A 23,465-nucleotide genomic window follows, 5' to 3' on the forward strand; every position below is an offset into this window, starting at 1 on the left:
TATTTCTTAGCCTCTAATTCTTTTCTTTCTGTTGATCTCATAATCTTCAAAGATCATTTCACCCAGCCCTTTTAGACCTGTATAAAACGCTTTTCCCTGATTTGCTGCAGTAAACTCCTGAACAAATCTTGTGAGGTAAGGATCCTGCGCTATCATAAATGTGGTTATGGGAATACGGACTTTTCTTGCCTGCCTTGCCATATTATAGCATTTATCTACTACATATGGATCCAAACCCATACTATTTTTATAATAACTACCATCCCTTTCTCTAATACAGCTGGGTTTCCCATCGGTAATCATAAATATTTGCTTGTTGGTATTTCGTTTACGACGTAAAAGGTCCATCGCTAATTCTAAACCGGCCACGGTATTGGTATGATATGGACCTACTTTTAAGTAAGGTAATTCTGCGATAGATATTGGCCAGGCATCATTTCCGAAAACAAGAATATCCAGCGTATCTTTAGGATAACGGGTGGTGATTAATTCTGAAAGTGCCATCGCTACCTTTTTCGCGGGTGTAATTCTATCTTCACCGTATAAGATCATACTGTGACTGATGTCTATCATTAACACCGTACTCATCTGAGATTTGTAATGAGTTTCTTCTACAACCAGATCATCTTCAGACATACTGAATTCTCCAATCCCGTGATTTATTTGAGCATTTTTTAAACTTTCTGTTACCGAAATTCGGCTTAAAGAATCTCCAAACTGGTATGCCCTAAAATCTCCGGTATGCTCATCTCCGCGACCTATTTGGTTTGTTCTATGATTTCCCGAAGAACCTTTCTTTAATTTTCCGAAAATTTGCTCCAATGCTTGCTGACGAATGGCCCTTTCGGTTTTGGCAGTAATAGCCATACTGCCACTTCCTTCCTGATCCATTTCTTCCTTAATATATCCTTTCTTCTTTAAGTCTTCTACGAAATCATCCAGGGTATAATCATCATCGGTCAATTTATATTCTTCATCAAGCTGTTTTAGCCAATCCATCGCTTCGTCGAGATCGCCAGATGTATGTGTAATGATCTCTTTAAAGATCTCGAATAACTTATCAAAAGGAGAAATTTCAGGCGCGTCATATTTATCAAATATAAAACCTCTTATCTCCTTATCTGCTTTCCTTTTCATATCCTAAAAATAATTCTTTTCAAGCAGAAAGTAAAAACAACTTATCTAAACACAAACTAAACTTTTGTTAATGGAAACATTTTGATTCATATGGGCTTCTTGTTATACTTTTCTTAATTACTTCTCCTTTATCGAAGGATATAAGAGATTTGAAAAAAAAATAGATGACGAAATATTTATATATATTATTTATTGGTTTAATCTCCTTTAGTCATACTGCACAGGAAAATGTTTCTCCTTATAAGACTGAATTATGGAAAGACGGAGCCTGGATTACTGGATCTGTAGGCCTTAATGTTTTAGGGGTTCTCTCAATTCAGAATAAACCTAATCTAACCAAAGCTGAACTTGATGATCTAAATAGGGATGAAATTTGGGGAATTAATCGAAATGCTATAGGAAATTTTTCTAAAAATGCCGATGAACTTAGCTATATTCCATTCTATGCCTCATTTGCCACGCCTTTATTGTTTCTTTTAGGAGAAAATGAAAGAAATAATTTCGGACAGATCTCGGTAATGTTTGTAGAAACTATGGCTACCACGGGTGCTTTATTCACTCTTACGGCTGGTAATATTGAAAAGAGCCGCCCATTAGTTTACAATAAAAATTTATCAATAGAAGAAAGATTAGACTCTGATGCACAGCGATCTTTCTTTGCAGGTCATACAGCTGCAACTGCAGCAGCCACATTTTTTACGGCAAAGGTTTTTCAGGATTTTAATCCAGAATCTTCTGCTGTACCCTTTGTTTGGGCAGGAGCAGTAGCGGTACCGGCATATGTGGGTTATTTAAGAACGAAAGCCGGAAAACATTTCCTCACAGATAATTTAATTGGCTTTGGAATTGGTGCAGCTTGTGGTATCTTCGTGCCTGAAATTCATAAAATCGGAAATGAGAGATTGGATGTATATCCAACGGTGGATACTAATGTGATGGGAACCGGTATAGATACTAAAGGTATTGGTTTTAACTACACCTTTTAAAAAAGGATAATTCCTATGACAATTGGAGAAATAATTTTGTTATTCTTTTCGGTTTTGATGTGCATTCCCACGCTAGCATCGCTTACTAGATTTGACCAATGGTGGATAAGAGGTTTTGATTTCCCCAGGATACAAATAAGTTTCCTTATTATTTGTGTTATCACCAGTTCAGCATTTTTCTACGATTTTGAAAAAACATGGCAGTTCATTGCGGTTGGAGCTTTAAGTTTAAGTCTGCTATATCAGTTCAAAAAAATATTTCCATATACCTATATTTCAAGAAAACAGGTCCTGGCATTTAAAGGTTCAGACCCCCAGGCAACGATTTCAATACTTGTGAGTAACGTTCTTACTCCTAATAAGAGAAGTGATAAACTTATTTCTCTTGTAAATGAAAAGAAGCCTGACATTCTTTTAACTTTAGAAAGCGATAAAAGATGGGAGGACGAACTTTCAGTTTTAGAAAAAGATTATAAGAATACTGTGAAAATACCGAAAGATAATCTTTACGGTATGCATCTCTATTCAAAATTAGAATTGAAGGAGGTAAAAGTAAGATATCTTGTTCAGGAAGATATTCCCTCTATTCACGGCTTCGTAATTCTTAGAAACGGTAAGAAAGTAAGGTTTCACTGTCTACACCCTATGCCTCCGAGTCCAACCGAAAGTGATACGTCTACCAATCGAGATGCCGAATTATTGATGTTAGGAAGGGATGTGGATGTGGAAAAGGATTCTATTCTTGTTTTTGGAGATCTTAATGATGTCGCCTGGTCCAGAACTACAAGGCTTTTTCAAAAATTAAGCGGACTTATGGATCCAAGGATTGGAAGAGGATTTTTTAATACATTCCATTCTAAGTATTTCCTATTAAGATGGCCCTTAGATCATGTTTTTCATACCAAAGACTTTACTTTAGTAGATATTGCCAGAGAAAAAAATGTAGGTTCAGATCATTTTCCTATGTATATAAAGCTCAATTATGAACCATCTGCTGAAGTGATCAATGAAGATACTGACGAAGCAGATGAAGAAGAAAAAGAATGGGCTGAAGAAAAAATTAAAAATGCAGACCCTATTAGACAGAGGCTAGATCTCAACTCTCCTCAAAATAGGCTGACAACTTAGCAATACCTTTTAATTTAGAACAATGTCTTGCTGAAACCGGTTTTTCTATAAAATCTACGACATGTGGATCTTCGGCAGCGTCTCTTTTATCTTTTCTATCTATAGACGAAGTCACCATAACCACATGAAACCTTTCATTATCACTAACTAGTTTTAGTTTATTGAGAAAATCCCACCCGGTCATGCCCGGCATATTAATATCCAGCATAATTAAATAATCTATTTCTTTATCTGAATCATTTTCTAGGAAGTCTAAAGCTTTCTGTGCTTCTTTAAAAACATATGGATCGGGATCCAATTCGCACTTAGTGACCATTTTTTGTTGAAGAAATCTAACAATTTCATCGTCATCAATAATTAATGTTCGTAACATAGGTAGGGTATTTTGGGGTTGGGGCTATAATTCTTTTTCGGTTTTAACAGCTATTTCCCTGATAATAGTATCAAGTTCATGAGCAGAAGTTAAAATATTATCCAATATCTCATTAACGTTATCAAGATCATTCTTATAATTTTTCAATAAATCGACTAATCCCATAACCTTAGCCAGAGGTGCGCGCACAACATGAGATTGCGTCCAGGCAATTTCTTTCAATCTTTTGTTATGATTTTCTATAGCAATAAGGTGATGTTTTCTTTCAGTAATATCCTGCATAGATCCGATAATACGCTTAGGCTTGTCTTTATCATCTAATATAAGATAACTACGATCTAAAATATGTTTATAGGAGCCATCTGCGCATTTAAATCGATATTCGACAGTTAAATTTTTCATTCCTTCCTCCTGCATTTTATTCGCCAGGAATTTCACATTCTCATAATCATCAGGATGTATTTTATTGTCCCACCATTCTCCAGAATACACTCCATTCTTACCTTTAGAATATCCAAACATCCCAGCTGCTGCTTCACTAACTTTCATTTCATCTTTCTGAATATCATAATCGGTTATTAGGTCACTGGTAGCCTTGGCAACAATGTCATAGCGTTTCAGGCTGTCTAAAAGTTTCCTTTCCTGTTCTACAAATTCTGTAATATCCCTGGAATTCATTACAATTCCTTTAATTGCCGGGTCATTACTAAGATTAGTAATAATTGTTTCTATCCAACTCCATGTATTCTTTGAATTTCTCACTCTATAGGAGGGTAACTGAATTCGCTTTTTTTCTTTCAGTTTGGCCATAGCGGAAGAAACATTCTCTAAGTCCTCTTCATTAATATAATTCAGGAAACTGGTTCCTTCCATTTCTTGGGGCGTCAATCCGAATACAGCTTTGGAAGCCGGACTATTATATATATAATCATAATTAGAATCTACAATCGCGATTAAATCTGATCCATCCTGCACTAGAGCTTTAAATCGTTTTTCACTATGAAATAATTGCTCTTCAGCTTTTATTCTGGCAGTTACATCTTTCACAAGGGATACTCGGGCTTTCACGCCAGCAAAAATCATTGGATTACTATTGACATTTACAAATATCCTTTCTCCATTTTTTTTGATATGCTCCACCTTAACCTGAAAAAAACTATCAGTATTTTTAGAAACGATAGTGTCTATCCTTTCTTCTTGTTTTGGCGCCCATAGATCTCTCACAGTCATTTTAGAAAATTCTTCCGCGGTATATCCGTAAAGGTCTATAGCCGTATTGTTCACTTTCAAAAATTTCAGTTGGTCTCTATCTAAAACCCACATTGGAAGAGGACTTGCATCAAATAAACTTCGATATTTCTGTTCAGAATTTTCAAGTTCTTTCTGAACTTTTTTACGCTCTAAAATATTTTCTGATAATTCTTCATGGACTTTCTTAAGTGGCGTAATATCTGTACCATACATAAAAACCACATTATCCTCAGTAAAATAACGTGAGAAACGCCACGAAATCCAAAGATAACCTCCATCTTTCTTTAGGCATCTTAATTCAAAATCTGAACCATCACTAGAAATATTTTCTATCGCCTTGGAGGTTTTATCAAGATCATCAGGATGGATAAATTCTGTAACTGGTTTGGTTAACATTTCACATTCTGAAAAGCCAAATTTCTCTCCAAATGTGGGATTTATTCTTTTTATAAAACCGTCCATCCCTACAATGGCAATTAGGTTTGGTGAGTACTGGAAAAAATCATTTAATTGATCCTCACTTCTTTTTCGCTCTATTGCAGAAGCAATTTGTAATGTAATATCGCCAAGAGCTTCCACTTCAATTTTTTTAGTATCCTTAACGGATCCAAAGCAATAAATGGAGATCAATCTGTCCTGGAAAAAAATGGGAATACCAACCGCGGTTTTAATAGAGGTATTCTCATCCAGAATCATATTCTTAAGCAATCCTGTTTGCTCTTTTAGACGTAGAATTTGCAATTGACCTGATTCCCAAACCATTCCTGGTAAGCCTTCTCCCAATACATATGAATTTCCAGGATTTTCTTTTTCTGAAAGATCTCTGTCTAAAGGCCAAAAGGCAGTTCTTACTAATTTCTGATTATTAATGCTAACCTTATAAGCTTCAGCATAATCAAAGCCAAGATCTCTGCAAAATACCTTTAAGCTTTTGATCATCGCTTCATTAAAAGTTGGCTTATCTCCAAATGCCTTTATAATCTTGAAGATTAGCTCTTGCTTTTTGTTATGAAGATATGTCTGGGTAATATCTCTAGCAATACCTACCAAACCAATAGTTTCCTGATCCTCATTCTTTAGAGGTACTTTGGTAAGCAATACCATTTCCTGCTTCCCATCACAATTTGTAACCAGATCCTGGCGATTAATTACCGGTTTTCCGGTATTCATTACCCTATCATTATCTTCAATAATTTCGATTCCTTTTTCAAAATCAAAATAATCCATAGGATTATAACCTTCACTGCTTTGATCTATTGAATGCCCGAGCACCTGGGTATAAAACTTTTTATTAGCCAAAATAGACTTATGCTCCTTATCTTTGACAAAAATATAATCGGGAATATTATCAATTATAGCACGAAGCATTTGACGCTCCTCAATAACCTTTTTGTCTGCTAATTTTTGATCTGAGATGTCTTTAGCAATTCCGTAAACACCAATGATCTTGTCGTTATAAATAATTGGAAAGTTATTTATCTCAAGTATTCTTTTCGTGCCCTTTAAACTTATAAACCCGGCCTGATAATTCTGATTTTTACCTTTAAGAGCCTTAGAAAACTTACTTAAAACCATTGCGTGATCTTCCTCGATAATTAAAGGCAGGAAATGCATTTCGAGTAATCTGCTAATAGATGTTTCAGCGAGCTTAGCTGAAGCTTTATTAGCATTTATGAAATTACCTTCCAGATCGAACGAGAAAACAGCGTCAGGGTTATTGTAGAATAGATTTGAATATATCTGCTTACTATAATCTAATTCTTTCTCCAGTTCGTTAGAATTCAAGGTTTGATTAAAAAAAGCATCTGATACATTTTCTTCAATAGACAATGAAGCCTGTACATTCTCACCCTGTGCATTCAATACTGGAGATAAATAACAATTTAGTGCCTTATTGCTTTCTTTTATAGAAAATGATTGAAATTCACCTTTTCTACAGGACGCTATTTTATCCTTAAGAAGATTTTCAAAACCATCCGGAAAACAAGAAGAGAAATTTCCTCCTGAAACTAGTTGATAATTATATAAACTTCTGAAAAGACGATCAGCAGCACGATTATAGGAAACTATAATTTCCTTATAACAAACAGTGATCAGCGCCCCCCGAATATTTTTGGAAGTTTCTTTGTTCAAATTTTGGAATGATAGATTTAGGTGTGTGGAAAGTACAAAAAATTAATTAGTTGAGAACTAAAAAATCTTCTTTGAGAAATTTATTCCTACTCCAAAACTTGAACTATCATAAGATTTTATATCTGCACCAAACTGGGCTTTTAGAATGTAATCGGAATTAATTAATTCCAGTTCAATTAATGTCGAAAACACTTCTTTTGTAGGTTTTATGAATGAATCTTTCAAACCATAATTCTTTCGGTAACTCAACAATAATCTATATGGAAACTCTTCCAGAACCTTCCCTTTTATACCCAAATGATGAACTGTGAGTATGTTCGTTCCTATTCTAAACCTGGTATCCTCATTTAATAAAATAAAGGGTACACCCAATATCTGATTCCTATAGGTCCACCCAGACTGATATAGGTTATTGTTAAAATAATTATCGGCGCCATCCACCTCTGAACTTTTACGATCTCTACTTTGATTTTTAGTATAATAAAATTCGTACATAAAGGCTTTTAACCAGGAGCTTCCCCAAAAGGTATCACGATTATCCTCAAAATAGACAGCATATCGGCCATCGGGAAAATTCCCGCCTTTCAAACCGGAGTTATCTTCGAATATATGATTGTATAAAAACTGGAAATCAACGTCATTAATTTTTGTTTTTATTTTAAGTTCATAACTACCAATTTGATTACCGAGAGCATTAACCTCCTCTCCTCCAGCAACTTCATTTTCACTTGCCATGCCTAAAAAAATTCTTCTATAGGCATCAAAAGAGTTCGGTAATTCACCAAATTCCTCAGAATAACCGGCCCATTGAACAAAATGTTGACCACCCAATGAAATTTGAAAACCTTTCTTACTTCTATAAACAATATGCCCACTTTTATGATGTAAACGAGTATTATCTATAAAGCGATCATCATTCATAATATATTCTTCCAGACTAACCATAATTCCTAGTCCATAATCTCCTTTAATAAATAAAGGATCTCTAGTAAAAAAACGAATTCCTGGCAATGGAGATGCATTTAAACTCCATAAGATACTCTCATTGGATGCACTAAGGTTATTGAATAAATCGTTTCGCTGCTTTTTTCCAACTACAATACCTATCTTAGCAGTTAAATAAGAGAAATAGGCTTCATCTAATTTGAAACCATCATCGTAACCATCCCGAAAAAAACCACCTAAACCAAATTCTGCCTGTCTCTCCTCTTCAAGATCTATAGTTGCTTTATAGGATAATAAACCGGTAAAATGGGTTTTCTCATCTACGCGACCGCGTGAATTTGTATGCATCCAGAAAGGAGATTTTTCCTCAGAAAATAGTTGTGCTTGACCTTCAAAATTGAGATCATATATAACCTGCCCAAGACAGCTGGATAAACTTAGAACAGAAATAATAATAATCAGAAAGTAAATTCTCATGGGTTAAATCTAGGAATACTGCAAATATTACTAATAAGAATTAAAATTATGTAATTTTGGAAAGTAAAATAGTAATGATGGTATCAATATTTGGAAAAAACACGTATTTAGTAGATTTATTAGGAGGTATCACTGATTTTCACAATCATATATTGCCCGGTATCGATGACGGTGCAAAGACGGTTGAAGAATCTATCTCGCTAATTAAGGAATTTGAAAACATAGGTATCAATAAATTTGTTGCTACACCACATGTAATGAATGACTATTATCCTAACACGATCGAAACAATAGAGGACGCATTCAAAAAACTAAAATCAAATCTATCAACATCAACTCATTTAGATTATTCTGCAGAATACATGATGGATCAAAATTTCACAGAAATTATTGAAAATCAAAATTTATTACCAATAAAAGACAATAAAGTATTAGTCGAAATGTCTTATTTTCAACCTCCTATTAACATTAACCAAATACTATTCAATTTACAAAACAACTTATTTTCTCCAATCTTAGCTCATCCTGAAAGATATACCTATTGGCATTCAAGAGACTTAGAGAAATATAAAAACATAAAGTCCAGAGGTTGTAATTTTCAATTGAATATGCTTTCCTTATCAAACCATTACGGAAAAGGAATTCATAAAATAGCACTAAGATTAATTGAAAATGACTTGATTGACTATATAAGCAGTGATGCTCATAAACTAAGCCATATTGAAAATATTAAAACAATCAAAATCTCCAAAAAGCATATTAAATCTCTGAATAGGATTATTAATAACGGTCAAAGATTATTCGCTAATTGAAAAATCTTTTTTTCATGCGCTCCCATTTACTTTCATTATCTAATCCGTAACCATATCCATATCCATAAGAATAGCCATATTGCGCACCGTATGAAAATTTGGAATAATCGACATCATTTAAAATTACAGCTAAGCCTTTAAGTTTTCCCTGCTTCTTCAAATCCTTTGGAAATTCCAAAAGATTTTTTTCAGTAAAATCAGCCCTGGTTACATATAATGTATAATCTGCAAGTTGGCTAATTAAAAGAGTATCGGTAACAATCATAGCCGGAGCAGTGTCAACAATTACATAATCATATTTTTCTCTCGATTGTCTTACCAATTCCTCCATCCGATCATTCATCAATAATTCCGCAGGATTTGGCGGTATTGGTCCAGATAATATTACCTCTACATCAATTCCATTCTCATTAGTAGCTGAGGTTACATCAGCAGCGGTCACTTCATAATCATACAAATAATCAGATAAGCCTTTCTCTTTAGCTCCTGGCGTAGCCTCAGTGTATCTATGAAGTTTTGGGTTTCTAATATCAGCTCCAATAAGTAAAACAGACTTACCCGTACTTGCTAGCGTTCTCGAAAGATTATAGGAAATAAAAGTTTTCCCTTCTCCTTTAACCGTTGAAGTTACAAAAATAACGTCTCCTTTCTCTTGATCCTTATTTTGAATTAAATAAGCTAGATTAGTACGTAAAATCCTGAAAGATTCTGCTAGTGGTGATCGATCATTTAAGTGAATTACGTCATTCTGATCGGCTGAAATCCTTGGCACCTCACCTATAAATGGCACAGCTTTTATTAGAGCTTGTAAATCTCCTTTATGATGAACTTTTGTATCTAGTAAGTTTTTAATTAAAATAATAAGGACAGGAATAATCAAACCTATAATAAATCCAGATATCAAAATTAACCAAGGTGCTGGATCTACAGGGCGGTCTAAAGTAAATGCGGAATCAACAACTCTTGCCACAGATGCTGTAGCCGCATAAGATATTGCAGCTTCTTCACGTCGCTGTAACAAAAAAAGGTACAGCTGTTCTTTAATTTGCTGTTGTCGCTCAATACTTCTCATACCCTTCTCAAGTCCAGGAAAATTACTAAATCGTCCTACCGCAACATTCTCCCTCTGTCCAAGTTCTTTTAACCTTACATTTAGTGTTTGTCGAGTACTAGAAATATTCTCAAAAAGATTATTCCTCAAAGAATCTAACTGCTCTGTTAAGGTTTCGACAATAGGGTTTTTTTCCGTACCTCCTTTCAGATACAAATTCCTCTCCATTACAAGGGTATTGTAAGAGTTTATTAGTCCCGTTATACCTCCTTCATTTATTCCAACTTCTGGCAAAAAATCATATTTATTTTGTTGTTCCAACAGATTTTCAATCGAACTTAATAATTGAAGTTGAGTTTCAAGGGCAAATATTTGTTCTTCCGCTGCTGAAAATTTAGATTGAAATTCTGCGGCACCGGACTCAACACTCATAATTCGGTTGTCCCTTTTGAAATCAGCTATACCACCTTCTACCGAATCCAATTCAGTAGTAATCATTTCAAGTCTTTCCTGTATAAAAGCTGTAGTATTCTCAGCAACTTCCTGCTTGTCCTGCACACCTTCTTCATTAAAACGTTGCATTAGTTTATTTAAAAAATCTTCCGACTTTTTACTGGATTCATTAACAATATTTAATTCTAAAATATCTTTCGCTTTACCTTTAGGTTCAATAATTAAACTAGAAATAAGATTATTTGTTACTTCTTTAACCGGAGAAGTTCTAATATTTACTGTGCTTGTTCTTTTAAAGGATCCTTCCTCTTTACCTGATCTAGGAAGAATCACAAACTTCAATCCTATTAATTTTACAACTTCTCCTATTTTATGTTCGGCAGAATAATTTAAATCTTCATTTTCAAGCAAATAGGTTGTATCTGAAGTAGGGGTTATAAACATATTTATGGAGGAGATGTCTACTAACGAATCTTTAGAAATAAATTCAACTAAGATAGGACTAGATTTATAAGCTTCAACAGTAATGATATTTCCTTCGATATGATATTCTACATTTAGATCCAGTTCCTCTACTACACTAGATACTAATTGCTTTGATTTCAATTTTTCAATTTGGCTCTGTAAACCATCATTATCCAAAGCTAAAATAGTTCCACCTCCCGATGGAAGTGCACTCATTGCATTATTCTCTTTTTCGTTTACTACAATCATAGTTGCAGTTGTTTGAAATTTAGATATGGTATACCTATTGTATAAATACGCGATTAGTCCGCCTATCAAAAAACCAAACAGAATCCAACGCCAATAGGCGAGATACTTATACACCTCTGCTTTGAGATCAAAATTGGATTCATTTTGCTCTTCTGAGAATTCATTTATTTCTTCCATAAATTAGAGACTATTTACAAGCAAGTAAAGACTTATTAGGGTTGTACCTATTGAAATTATACCTTGATAACTCGAGAAAAATCCTGCCGATTTCACTCTCCTATAAGAAGGTTCAACATACACAATATCGTTTTGCTTTAGATAAAAGTAAGGACTTTGAAATAAGTTAGTTTTTGTCATATCCAAATGGCCAATTTTTTTTATTCCATTTTCCTCCCTTATGATTGTTATATTCTCTCTCCTACCATCATAGGTGATATCCCCAGACATCGCAATTAATTCGGGCATAGAAATTCGACCATCTTGTATCTCTACCCTTCCAGGACTTCCGACCTCTCCTAATACTGTAACTCTGAAATTCATTATTCGTACGTCAACAATTGGATCCTTGACATAAACTTCAATTTCTCTTTCCAATTTTTTTTGAATTTCTGTTCTGGTCAATCCTTCTACTTTTATTTCTCCCAAGACAGGAAAATTTATCATTCCATCAGGACTTACCAAATAACCTGTTAACGATGAATTTTGACCACCCCCGCCACCTGATTGTTGGCCCCCAGTTTTCATTTGAAAAGGTTCAACAATTTCTTCATTTATAGAAGATGAAGATACATTGATCCGTAGAACATCATTTTTCTCAATTTTAGGCTCATAATTAAGGAGATTTTTTTGCCCTTCAAGAGATTCTTTACCTTCATAGAAATAAACTATTTCATCCTTTGTAGCACAACTTGTAAAAAAAAGCGCCAGAACAAATAACCCAAATAATTTTTTCATAAATTTTAATCATTTTTTTTTAATTCTGGAAGTTTATCCAGCTTTTCATATAAAGAATTATTACTCTTAAATTCCGGTATTAAATCTTTTAACTTTGCCACAACTTTATCGTTTTTCAATTTAGTTGCAGATTTTATGATTTTCAATATTTTCTCATTGATCATTTCATAATCACGTACCACATCCTGACCTATCATAATTTTTTTATGATGCGTTGGTAAAGTTTTACATTCATCATTCAGTAATTCTTCATATAACTTTTCACCAGGTCTTAAACCGGTAATTCTAACCTTTATATTCTTGTTAGGCTGATACCCGGCAAGTTTAATCATTTTTATAGCCAAATCCATAATCTTTACAGGTTCCCCCATATCAAAAACAAATATTTCTCCTCCCTTCCCCATAGCTCCAGCTTCCAGCACTAATTGGCAGGCTTCAGGAATCGTCATAAAATACCGAATGATATCTGGATGGGTTATTGTTACTGGCCCTCCGGCTTCTATTTGCTTTTTAAACAGTGGCACCACAGAACCATTGGAACCTAAAACATTTCCAAAGCGTGTAGTTATAAATTTAGTATTGCTTTGGTCTAATCTTATTTGATCATGGTAAAGTGATTGAACATACATTTCTGCAGCTCTTTTTGAGGCTCCCATAACATTACTTGGATTTACAGCTTTATCAGTTGAAACCATCACAAAATGGCCCACCTGATATTTCACCGCCAAATCGGCCAGGTTTTTGGTACCATGTATATTTACAAATATTGCCTCATGCGGATTACTTTCCATCAACGGAACATGCTTATACGCAGCAGCATGATACACCACATCTATAGACTGATTCTGAAACATTAATTCCAAGCGTTTTTGATTTCCTACATCGCAAACAATCACTTTAAAATTTAAGTCGGTAAATTTAGCCTCTATTTGCAATTGCAAATTATGTAAAGGCGTCTCCGCCTGATCAAGAATGATAAGTTTTTTAGGATTATATTCTGCGACCTGTCTTACAATTTCACTTCCAATAGAACCCGCAGCTCCGGTAACTAAAATAGTTTTTCCAGTTAACTGATCAATTTTATTCTGAACCTCTAGTTGAATTGGCTCTCTATCCAGAAGATCTTCAATCTGAAGAGTTTTGACTTTATTGGCTATTGGCTGGTTATCATCCCAGGAGGAAACCAAGGGTGCGTTGTAAACAGCTATATCGTGTTCTAAACATTCTTCTACCAGCTTGAATTTCTCCTCGGGGGTAAAAATGTTTTCTGAGAAAATTATTGCGTCTGCTCCCATCGAACTAACCTCTTTATGAATTTTTTGGGTATGCCTCAATACAGGCTTACCTAATATTCTTAAACGTTTATGGGAATCCTGAGTAAGAAAACCTACGATTTTGAACCTTTTTGGATGTTCAGTTTCTAAAGCACCTGCAATAGATATCGCATTTTCATCAACTCCAAGAATTACAGCTTTGATCAAAGATTCATTCTTTTGGACAATTTTAAAATATTCATAAACCTGCTTTACCCCAAGTCTAAATAAAAAAAGAAGGGAAAATGAAATCCAAAGATTAATTAGTAAGCCTCCAATTAAAAATATCTTTTCCCCAACTATAAAATAAGATAAATAATTAATTATCAATAAACTTAAAAAAGCACTACATGTAGCCAATAATAATTTTAACGCATCAATATTAGAAGAATATCTTATTATACCAGCATAGGTTTTAAATAGATAGAAGAAAACAATATTTGTAGCTATTATAATTATAGCCTTTTCAAAAAAACTCAATAACGTATACTGAAAAGGAGATAAATCTAAAAGTATGAAGATGGTGATAAGAGTTGATATAGACACCAGACCTATATCAATTAAAAATACAGCCCAACGGGGAAGATATTTCAGATTTCTGATATCTAAAGCGTTGTCTGGACCAGTAAGAATATTTTTAAGGGCTCTATTTATTCTACCCATAATTTAAAAATTCTATTTTTTCAAACAATTTAAAATTGTCTGCGCTATTCTCTCCCTGTCTTTATTTAAAAGATTGGAACCGCTTGGCAAACATAAGCCATTTTTGAACATTTCTTCGGCAATTCCCGTGCCGTAATAAGGTTTGTCCTTAAAAACCGGTTGCATATGCATCGGTTTCCAAAGCGGGCGGCATTCAATATTTTCAAGATCCATACAATTTCTTAAATCTTCCCTACTTACTCCACCGGTTTCATTCTCATCTACCTTAATAATCGTAAGCCAGTGATTACTAAAATAATCTTCAGTGGGTTCCTCAAAGACTCTAACCCCAGCAATATCACGGAATAAATTTACATAAAATTGAAACATATCCCTCCTGCCCTTAACTCTTTTGTCCAGAACTTCCATTTGACCACGGCCAATTCCTGCGGAAATATTACTCAATCGATAATTATAACCTATTTCACTATGTTGATAATGTGGAGCCTCATCCCGGGCCTGAGTGGCTAAAAAAATCGCTTTTTTCTTACTATCTATATTTTTAGTGATCAGAGCTCCTCCTCCAGAGGTGGTGATTATCTTGTTTCCGTTGAAAGAAAGAATTGAAAAATCTCCAAAGGTTCCACAATTTATCCCTTTGTAGGTACTACCGAGAGATTCTGCACTATCCTCAACTACCGGTATCCCATATTTATCTGCAATGATCCTAACTTCATCTATTTTATAGGGCATGCCGTATAAATGAACGGCAATAATAGCTTTAAGCTTTTTCCCTTGAGACATCCGGTCTTTAATGGCAATTTCTAATTGCTCTGGACATAGATTAAGAGTATCAGCTTCGCTATCTATAAAAACGGGGGTAGCGCCTAAATAGGTAATTGGATTTGCGGAGGCTGCGAAGGTCATACTTTGACATAGCACTTCATCCCCTCTTTCTACACCCAGTAAAATTAAAGCCAGATGTAAGGCTGCAGTTCCCGAGCTTAATGCAGCCACCTCAACTTCACCAGAGGTTCCAGATATTAAGTAATCCTTAATATCATTCTCAAATCCTGTGACATTAGGCCCTAAAGGAGCTATCCAGTTTTCAGCGAATGCCTCGTTGATATAATTAAGCTCATTACCTCCCATATGTGGGGAGGAAAGCCATATTTTATCTTTATTCATTTTCTAACTTATTAAATTTTATGGTTTTTCCGGGATTGCCCACCACCACAGAGAAATCAGGAACATCATTAATAATTACTGCACCGGCTCCTATAGTGGCCCACTTTCCAATTTTTATACCAGGAATTATTGTGGCCCCGGCTCCTATTTGAGTGCCTTCGCCTATCTGAACGTTTCCCGTAACAGTAACACCCGGTGAAATATGAACAAAATCATTAATAACCACATCATGTTCTACTATAGATCCTGTATTTAGAATACAATGAACGCCTATTTTTGCAGATGAATTAATTACCGCATTAGGCATAATAACCGATCCATCTCCAATGAAGATATTCGTGGAAAGTACTGCAGATTTATGAACTAAAGCCTCACAGAAGGCATTCTCAAACTTTTCCGTAATATTCCTTCTTATAATATTATTTCCGATAGCGATCACCGATGGACGTTTCCGCATTTCATTAGTCCAGTTATGCCTAACTTTAATACCCAATAATTCCTTTATAGAATGATTATCATCAAAAATGAAATCAATCGTTTTTTCATTGTTAGATCTTACAATATCAATAATTACTTTAGCATGACCGCTTGCACCGTATATAACCATTAATTTTTTCCGTTAAAAGGTTCTGTTGTTGCCATATTCTCAGTATTAATCCCTTCTGAAATTAGCACTTTTCTAATTGTTCGAAATAATATCTTTAAATCTAAACTGAAACAAATATTTTCAACATACCAGATATCGTAACTGAACTTTTGAGTCCAGCTAATTGCATTCCGCCCGTTTACCTGAGCCCAACCCGTAATTCCTGGCCTTACATTATGTCTCTTGCTTTGCGATTCTGTATAAATTTCCAAATATTCTGGCAATAAGGGTCTGGGACCTATTATACTCATATCTCCATTTAAAACATTAAATAATTGCGGTATTTCATCAATAGACGTTTTTCGCACAAATTTTCCAATCGCAGTCAACCTTGAAGCATCCGGTAATAAGTTTCCTTCTTTATCCCTAGCATCGGTCATTGTTTTAAACTTTACAATTCTGAAATTTTCGCCTAACTTCCCAGGCCTATTCTGAAAAAAGAAAGGTTTGCCCCTGTTAGCTATCGCAAGTAGGAGTGTTATTAGGATTAATAAAGGACTAAGTATAACCAAACCTAACAATGCAACCAGAAAATCTAATAGTGGTTTAATAATTTTATTATACATTAATTGCTGATGAAATGAACTAAATTTTATCCTGCGGCGGCGAATTTAGTCATGTTTATTAAGGTCTTCTAATTCTTTATATTCTTTTAACAATATTTGCCAAAATTGCACACGTTCAAAATCCATCTGTATTAACTTTCGTGCTTTCTGAGCTAACATTTCCCTCAACGATGAATCGCTAAGCATCTTCAACATCGCCGCATATAGTTTATTTTCTTCTTTTACTGGAATAATTAAACCATTCTCTCCTTCAGTAATAATTTCATTACAGCCATTAATATTTGTGACAATAGCCGGAAGGCCCATCGCATTTGCCTGCATTACTACATTTGGAAATCCTTCACGATAACTGGGAAAAGCAAGAACATCTGCAATTGCAAAATAAGGCCTTACATCCTGCTTATAACCTGTAAGGAAAATTTTCGGGTGTGAATGCATTAAATCATAAACCTTGTTATCTACTGGATCCAGGTCCTGTTCAAAAGGACCTACCAGAAGCAATGATATCTCTGGTTTAATTTTATGCAACCTTACAAAGCAATTTATCAATTCATTAATTCCTTTTTCTTTTACCAGCCTACCAACGAAGATGAAAATAAAATCCAATTCAAGAATATCAAGTTCTTTTCTTAATTTTATTTTAGAGGAGGAACTAAAATCTGCAGGATCAAAATAAGTAGAATCAATTCCGTTTGAACTGCCCCTGCCCAGAACTTTTAACTTATTTTTTTTTGCATAGCCTAACTTTAAGATAATCTTCTCTAACTCAAACGAATTAGGATAAACCCGTGTAGCGAATTTATAAGTTAGTGTTTCTACGTGGTCCAATACTTGTCGTTTAATTCCGGTAGTTTCCATTAAAGGTAAGCCAGCAACGGTATGCAGTCTAATGGGCACCCTGGCTAATGTACCAGCTAACATTCCCAAGATACCGGCTTTTGGAGTATGTGTATGCACAATAAGTGGTTTTTCTTTCTTAAAAAACCTATATAAACGCCATAATGACTGGATATCCTGTAATGGAGTAATAGCTCTGGTCATTTCAACCCAAAACGTTCGAACTTTATTATTTACGCCATATTTTTCTAACCTCCTTCTATCAGCGGAAACGGCAATAACTTCATAATGCTGGTTCATAAACGTTAATTGTCCTTCAAGTAGTTTCTCCAGAGAAAGGGGAATCGTAGTAATTCTAACTAATTTTTGCACCAGTATAAATCGATTTTGTCCACAAAATTAGAGCTTTTTAATTGATTATACCTACCTACTCCCTACTTACAATTAAGCTTATGCATTTAGCGTTCTTGGTGAGGAGTGATCATCCCCCTAAAATTAGGACAGTAAGTTAAGTTCAAAAATAACTTTAATTTTACTGTATTATGACACGAAGAAAATTCACCTCAAAGTTCAAAACGAAAGTAGTCCTTGAATCGCTAAAAGAGCGTCAAACGACTCAGGAACTCGCACAAAAATTTGAAATCACTCCGCAACAAATCAGTACCTGGAAACGAGAATTTTTAAAAGATGCTGATGCGGTCTTTTCTAAAGGAAGTAAGTCTAAGAAATCAGAAGAAGAGGAAAAGAAAGACCAACTCCTTAAAGTAATTGGGGAGCTAAAAGTGGAAAATGATTTTTTAAAAAACGCCTTGCGATAAAACCTTTAAAGGAGCGTAGAACAATGATAAGCAAGGATCATTCAAAACTCAGCCTACAGCGACAATGCAGGCTATTGCAAATCCACCGCAGCGGAATTTATTATAAACCCCGCGGAGAAAGCACGCTCAATTTAGAACTGATGCGCCTGATGGATGAACATTATACCGATCATCCCTTTAAAGGTGCCAGGCGGATGCATACCTGGCTTACGATGGATAAAGGATATACGATCAATAAAAAACGTATTGAGCGTTTATATTCCAGAGTGATGGGGCTTCAGGCCATTATGCCTGGGAAGCATACCTCCAGACGCAATAAAGAACATAAGGTATATCCTTACTTGTTGCGGAACTTGAAGGTAGATCGTCCCAATCAAGTTTGGGCAATCGATATTACTTACATACCGATGCGGAAAGGTTTTATGTACCTGGTAGCGATCATCGACCTGCATAGCCGCTATGTACTCAACTGGTCGGTATCCAATTCCATGGATGCCCAGTGGTGTAAAGAAACTTTAGAAGAAGCCATTGACGTACATGGCAAGCCTGAGATACTCAATACTGATCAGGGAAGTCAGTTCACCTCGGAGGTTTTTACTCATAGTGTACTCTCTAAGAACATTAAACTCAGTATGGATGGCAAAGGAAGGGCTATAGATAATGTGTTTATAGAACGCCTCTGGAGAAGTGTGAAATATGAAAGCATCTATCTCAATCCGCCAGAATCTGGAGTAGATCTTTACAAACAACTAGAAAACTATTTTGATTTTTATAACCATCGAAGAAGACATCAGGGAATAGAAAATGAAATACCCCTTAACCGATATTTAGAACAAGAAAGAAAAGCTGCCTAATAAATGAAAAATAGAACTTAATTTAGCAGCTAAGCTGTCCTAATAAATGGGGGTACTTCAGAGGACGAACTTAATTTTTCTAATCTTAGTTTTATTTCAGTAGAATTTTCATAGGCTAAAAAAATTAAAAGTTATGAAATAATTAATATTAGTTTCTTATACAATTGATATTCCAGAATAAAGCAACCAAAAGTAGTTAGGCAGCATAATTTTATCGTGCTGAGAACTTCTAATTTTTAATTTTTTACTTATCTTTGACGTTAGTAACGCAAAACAAGTTTATTTGTGATAAAATCATTTGCAGACAAAGAAGCTGACAAAATTTGGAATGGAACACAATCAAGAAAGCTTCCTGCTAATATTCAGAACGTAGCTAGACGAAAATTAAGAATGGTTAATAATGCTCAAAATATAAATGACTTAAGAATTCCTCCAGCTAATCATTTGGAAAAGCTGCGTGGAAATTTAGAAGGTTTTAATAGCATTAGAATTAATAAACAATGGAGAATAATGTTTAAATGGGAAAATGACAATGCTTTTGAGGTTCAAATTGTTGATTACCATTAAACTTAAAAAATAGAAAAATGAAAAAACTTGAAAACATACATCCTGGAGAAATCTTAAAAGAAGAGTTTTTAGATCCAATGGAAATTACAGCATACCGACTTTCCAAAGAAACATTTATTCCCCAAACAAGAATAAGTGAAATCATTAAAAAGAAAAGAAGAATAACTGCAGATACAGCGCTCCGACTTTCAAAATATTTTGGAACAACTGCTAAATTCTGGTTGGGTTTACAAGATGATTACGATTTAGAAGAAGAAAAATCTTTAAAGGAGAAAGAATTCAATAACATAAAACCGTTAGAAAATAACGCAGCCTAACAACGGTTAATCGCCAATAGACGGTAGCGTTAGAAAGAAAATAATTAACTTGACCAACAAACTAATACTAAGCCGACAAATCCGCTTCCCCTACTCCGCCAACTGGCGATAACCGAAACCGTTGAATCGTGAAACAAATTTTTTTGGAGCATTTTTCTGGGTAAGCGCTAGAATCATTATAGTGGATTACATTTTAAACATTAAAAATCCTAAAACAAGACCTAGAAATATTATAATACACCTAACTAGAATAGATTCTTCAAGAAAATCGAACTTATTAAAATGTAAGCATCACTTAATAATAAATGTCATTTCTATAAAAACATTTAATGTCTGTTATAATTTAGTGTCAATAGGCCGGATTACGGGAATTATCTTTCAGAATGACAACCTTTAGATTACTTACGTTGAGGAAAAATTTATTATCCAGGATGTGAATTAGGCCAATACTCCCTTGAAGTTTTATTTAAATCCCAGCAAAGCTTTAATTGAAAAACCTTCTATTCTTAAAACTAGGAATAGAAGGTTTTGAAAATTTTATGTTATTTATTTCCCTATACTGGAATCTCCTGCACAGTCCATGATGAGTTCTTTTTCTTCACCCGATATCAAATTATCTTTTTTCCACTGGTTTATAAGTTCGGTAACAGCTTTTACAAAATCGCCGTGGTTCTCTACCCCAACTTCAAGAGCTAAAATAGCATCTTCCATCTTTGTCCCATCCAGAAGAGTTTGATTCGGTACTCCTGTATCGCAACCTGTGATCACAATATTATCGCAGTGACCTTTCACAGTAACCAAGGAATAATCTAAAGCCACTTCTTCTCCATTTTCTTTCACAGAAATATTAATTAAGCCATCATTTGCAAATGAAGCGGATTCACCTACAAATTTAAAAGTTTGAATAATTGGATACTGGCATCTGGAAATTCCATTTTGAACAAAATTCATCTCTTCTCCATCAATTTCTATAGTTATAGTTTGAACATCATCATTAAAATATTCTCTAATTCCAATTGTAACTTCCTCGGCTACAAAAGCAGAACAGAAGAGAGGGTCTGCTCTAAAATCATGTACCCAAGTCTTCTCCAAATCTACAGATCCCCGTATTAATCGGTCAAAATTACCCACGTTATCCTCTGGAGTACTCAGATTATAATATTTACATGGAGGTCCCGCTGTTCCACCATAACCAAAATTATCTCTATCTCCTACGAGGCTGGTAATGGTTGCTGAAATTTTATTCAAATCACTGTCTATAGCTTCTATTTTTTCTAAAGAGAATATCTGGAATGGCTGGTCGTAATAGTAATACCCATCGATTGATCCATTCTTATCAAAATGTGGAAGAATTTCAACTAATATATTTGGATCTTCGGGTAATTGCGGGTTTTTAAGATAAATTCCTTCCAACTCATCTGTTACACTATCATCCCTAATTTCATCCTGAGTACAACTCAAAATAAATATAATACTGATGAGCATAAAAATTTTGGTGTAAAAATTAAATTTTTTCATAATAAAATCTATTAACATGAATGCCTACTCTCCCCTGTTTTCGGCTAACCAGAGACTGAATTTCAGCCATTAAATATGTATTAGACATAACATATAAATAGCCTGGTATTTGATTTACTTGAATCTTTAAACCGCAAAATGGTATAAGAAATAGCTAAGTATAACAAATGCCCTGACCAGAATAAAACTGGTTAAAATAAAATAGTTATAGATTTATGAGCAGAAATTAATAATTGGATCAAACTTATCCATAATTAATTACAATATAAAGATAGAATTAAATTTAGAAATAAAAAATACCCATTCATGGGTATTTTAGGATTGTTAAGATACAAAAATTTAGAAACAAGTCAGATTGAAGTACCCCCATTTATTAGGACAGCTTAGCTGCTAAATTAAGTTCTATTTTTCATTTATTAGGCAGCTTTTCTTTCTTGTTCTAAATATCGGTTAAGGGGTATTTCATTTTCTATTCCCTGATGTCTTCTTCGATGGTTATAAAAATCAAAATAGTTTTCTAGTTGTTTGTAAAGATCTACTCCAGATTCTGGCGGATTGAGATAGATGCTTTCATATTTCACACTTCTCCAGAGGCGTTCTATAAACACATTATCTATAGCCCTTCCTTTGCCATCCATACTGAGTTTAATGTTCTTAGAGAGTACACTATGAGTAAAAACCTCCGAGGTGAACTGACTTCCCTGATCAGTATTGAGTATCTCAGGCTTGCCATGTACGTCAATGGCTTCTTCTAAAGTTTCTTTACACCACTGGGCATCCATGGAATTGGATACCGACCAGTTGAGTACATAGCGGCTATGCAGGTCGATGATCGCTACCAGGTACATAAAACCTTTCCGCATCGGTATGTAAGTAATATCGATTGCCCAAACTTGATTGGGACGATCTACCTTCAAGTTCCGCAACAAGTAAGGATATACCTTATGTTCTTTATTGCGTCTGGAGGTATGCTTCCCAGGCATAATGGCCTGAAGCCCCATCACTCTGGAATATAAACGCTCAATACGTTTTTTATTGATCGTATATCCTTTATCCATCGTAAGCCAGGTATGCATCCGCCTGGCACCTTTAAAGGGATGATCGGTATAATGTTCATCCATCAGGCGCATCAGTTCTAAATTGAGCGTGCTTTCTCCGCGGGGTTTATAATAAATTCCGCTGCGGTGGATTTGCAATAGCCTGCATTGTCGCTGTAGGCTGAGTTTTGAATGATCCTTGCTTATCATTGTTCTACGCTCCTTTAAAGGTTTTATCGCAAGGCGTTTTTTAAAAAATCATTTTCCACTTTTAGCTCCCCAATTACTTTAAGGAGTTGGTCTTTCTTTTCCTCTTCTTCTGATTTCTTAGACTTACTTCCTTTAGAAAAGACCGCATCAGCATCTTTTAAAAATTCTCGTTTCCAGGTACTGATTTGTTGCGGAGTGATTTCAAATTTTTGTGCGAGTTCCTGAGTCGTTTGACGCTCTTTTAGCGATTCAAGGACTACTTTCGTTTTGAACTTTGAGGTGAATTTTCTTCGTGTCATAATACAGTAAAATTAAAGTTATTTTTGAACTTAACTTACTGTCCTAATTTTAGGGGGATGATCAAATTAACAAGTAATTATGAGACGCTAATAGATCACAAAGCAAACAGAAACTTATATAGGCTTTTTAATATAAAAAAATACGGTTTTTCTGAAAAATGAAAAAATATGGGTTTTTAAGTTTCAGGAGGAGTGACTGAATCCTTTTTCTAAATCAATGTGCATAAGTTTAACCGCAA

Annotated in this window: 21 protein-coding genes; 7 read left to right on the forward strand and 14 right to left on the reverse strand. The window is 34.6% G+C overall.

Annotated features, from left to right (window positions below; genetic code table 11):
* Window positions 1-6 precede the first annotated feature (6 nt).
* On the reverse strand, window positions 7-1,137 hold the full coding sequence (locus tag GFO_RS09280; RefSeq protein WP_011709848.1) for a vWA domain-containing protein: 1,131 nt from the start codon (window positions 1,135-1,137) through the stop codon (window positions 7-9).
* Between the two features lie 164 nt (window positions 1,138-1,301).
* On the opposite strand from GFO_RS09280, the gene GFO_RS09285 reads away from it, so the two are divergent.
* Together GFO_RS09285 and GFO_RS09290 are read left to right on the forward strand one after the other, a co-directional pair.
* Window positions 1,302-2,123: a phosphatase PAP2 family protein gene (locus GFO_RS09285; protein ID WP_011709849.1), complete on the forward strand. Its 822-nt coding sequence runs from the start codon at window positions 1,302-1,304 to the stop codon at window positions 2,121-2,123.
* Between the two features lie 15 nt (window positions 2,124-2,138).
* Window positions 2,139-3,251, forward strand: a complete 1,113-nt coding sequence (locus GFO_RS09290; protein ID WP_011709850.1) for an endonuclease/exonuclease/phosphatase family protein — start codon at window positions 2,139-2,141, stop codon at window positions 3,249-3,251.
* Here the strand turns inward: GFO_RS09290 and GFO_RS09295 are convergent.
* The 3 genes from GFO_RS09295 to GFO_RS09305 are packed head-to-tail and all read right to left on the reverse strand — an operon-like array spanning window position 3,220 to window position 8,430.
* The gene (locus GFO_RS09295) at window positions 3,220-3,624 is read right to left on the reverse strand and encodes a response regulator (protein WP_011709851.1); all 405 of its coding nucleotides are present in this window, start codon (window positions 3,622-3,624) and stop codon (window positions 3,220-3,222) included. The two genes, GFO_RS09290 and GFO_RS09295, sit on opposite strands and share 32 nt — an antisense overlap.
* Window positions 3,625-3,648: 24 nt before the next feature.
* Window positions 3,649-7,008, reverse strand: coding sequence for a PAS domain S-box protein (locus GFO_RS09300; protein WP_011709852.1), 3,360 nt, complete (start codon window positions 7,006-7,008; stop codon window positions 3,649-3,651).
* Window positions 7,009-7,065: 57 nt separating this feature from the next.
* Complete coding sequence (locus tag GFO_RS09305) at window positions 7,066-8,430, reverse strand: capsule assembly Wzi family protein (protein ID WP_011709853.1); 1,365 nt, start codon at window positions 8,428-8,430, stop codon at window positions 7,066-7,068.
* Window positions 8,431-8,486: 56 nt separating this feature from the next.
* On the opposite strand from GFO_RS09305, the gene GFO_RS09310 reads away from it, so the two are divergent.
* On the forward strand, window positions 8,487-9,242 hold the full coding sequence (locus GFO_RS09310) for a tyrosine-protein phosphatase (protein ID WP_011709854.1): 756 nt from the start codon (window positions 8,487-8,489) through the stop codon (window positions 9,240-9,242).
* Here GFO_RS09310 and GFO_RS09315 read toward each other — a convergent pair.
* From GFO_RS09315 to GFO_RS09345, 7 genes are read right to left on the reverse strand one after another with little or no spacing between them, the layout of a single operon-like run.
* Window positions 9,235-11,637: a GumC family protein gene (locus tag GFO_RS09315; protein ID WP_011709855.1), complete on the reverse strand. Its 2,403-nt coding sequence runs from the start codon at window positions 11,635-11,637 to the stop codon at window positions 9,235-9,237. The two genes, GFO_RS09310 and GFO_RS09315, sit on opposite strands and share 8 nt — an antisense overlap.
* A 3-nt stretch (window positions 11,638-11,640) precedes the next feature.
* A complete protein-coding gene (locus GFO_RS09320) occupies window positions 11,641-12,414 on the reverse strand; it encodes a polysaccharide biosynthesis/export family protein (protein WP_011709856.1) in 774 nt (257 codons plus the stop codon).
* A 5-nt stretch (window positions 12,415-12,419) separates the two neighbouring features.
* Complete coding sequence (locus tag GFO_RS09325) at window positions 12,420-14,390, reverse strand: polysaccharide biosynthesis protein (RefSeq protein WP_011709857.1); 1,971 nt, start codon at window positions 14,388-14,390, stop codon at window positions 12,420-12,422.
* A gap of 12 nt (window positions 14,391-14,402) precedes the next feature.
* The gene (locus GFO_RS09330) at window positions 14,403-15,557 is read right to left on the reverse strand and encodes a DegT/DnrJ/EryC1/StrS family aminotransferase (protein ID WP_011709858.1); all 1,155 of its coding nucleotides are present in this window, start codon (window positions 15,555-15,557) and stop codon (window positions 14,403-14,405) included.
* Window positions 15,550-16,164 (reverse strand): acetyltransferase, encoded by a 615-nt coding sequence (locus GFO_RS09335; protein WP_011709859.1) that lies wholly within the window; start codon window positions 16,162-16,164, stop codon window positions 15,550-15,552. Before GFO_RS09335 ends, GFO_RS09330 begins: the two co-directional genes overlap by 8 nt.
* Window positions 16,164-16,769, reverse strand: a complete 606-nt coding sequence (locus GFO_RS09340) for a sugar transferase (RefSeq protein WP_011709860.1) — start codon at window positions 16,767-16,769, stop codon at window positions 16,164-16,166. Before GFO_RS09340 ends, GFO_RS09335 begins: the two co-directional genes overlap by 1 nt.
* 45 nt (window positions 16,770-16,814) lie before the next feature.
* Entirely contained in the window at window positions 16,815-17,981 is a 1,167-nt protein-coding gene (locus GFO_RS09345; protein WP_011709861.1) for a glycosyltransferase family 4 protein, read from the reverse strand.
* A gap of 167 nt (window positions 17,982-18,148) precedes the next feature.
* Between GFO_RS09345 and GFO_RS09350 the strand changes: the two genes are divergently transcribed.
* The 4 genes from GFO_RS09350 (at window position 18,149) to GFO_RS09365 (ending at window position 20,162) form a co-directional block, all read left to right on the forward strand.
* Window positions 18,149-18,424: a transposase gene (locus tag GFO_RS09350; protein WP_011708813.1), complete on the forward strand. Its 276-nt coding sequence runs from the start codon at window positions 18,149-18,151 to the stop codon at window positions 18,422-18,424.
* Window positions 18,421-19,278 carry an IS3 family transposase gene (locus GFO_RS09355; RefSeq protein ID WP_262489192.1) on the forward strand — a complete coding sequence of 286 codons (858 nt, stop codon included), beginning with the start codon at window positions 18,421-18,423 and terminating at the stop codon, window positions 19,276-19,278. Before GFO_RS09350 ends, GFO_RS09355 begins: the two co-directional genes overlap by 4 nt.
* 285 nt (window positions 19,279-19,563) lie before the next feature.
* Window positions 19,564-19,845 carry a type II toxin-antitoxin system RelE/ParE family toxin gene (locus GFO_RS09360; protein WP_011709862.1) on the forward strand — a complete coding sequence of 94 codons (282 nt, stop codon included), beginning with the start codon at window positions 19,564-19,566 and terminating at the stop codon, window positions 19,843-19,845.
* Between the two features lie 17 nt (window positions 19,846-19,862).
* Entirely contained in the window at window positions 19,863-20,162 is a 300-nt protein-coding gene (locus tag GFO_RS09365; RefSeq protein WP_011709863.1) for a HigA family addiction module antitoxin, read from the forward strand.
* Window positions 20,163-20,708: 546 nt separating this feature from the next.
* Here GFO_RS09365 and GFO_RS09370 read toward each other — a convergent pair.
* The 3 genes from GFO_RS09370 to GFO_RS09380 form a co-directional block, all read right to left on the reverse strand.
* Window positions 20,709-21,680, reverse strand: a complete 972-nt coding sequence (locus GFO_RS09370; RefSeq protein WP_148264610.1) for a hypothetical protein — start codon at window positions 21,678-21,680, stop codon at window positions 20,709-20,711.
* A 416-nt stretch (window positions 21,681-22,096) separates the two neighbouring features.
* A complete protein-coding gene (locus GFO_RS09375) occupies window positions 22,097-22,954 on the reverse strand; it encodes an IS3 family transposase (protein ID WP_262489192.1) in 858 nt (285 codons plus the stop codon).
* Window positions 22,951-23,226, reverse strand: a complete 276-nt coding sequence (locus GFO_RS09380) for a transposase (RefSeq protein WP_011708813.1) — start codon at window positions 23,224-23,226, stop codon at window positions 22,951-22,953. Before GFO_RS09380 ends, GFO_RS09375 begins: the two co-directional genes overlap by 4 nt.
* Window positions 23,227-23,465: the final 239 nt, after the last annotated feature.

This window comes from Christiangramia forsetii KT0803 (genome assembly GCF_000060345.1).
GTDB lineage: Bacteria > Bacteroidota > Bacteroidia > Flavobacteriales > Flavobacteriaceae > Christiangramia > Christiangramia forsetii.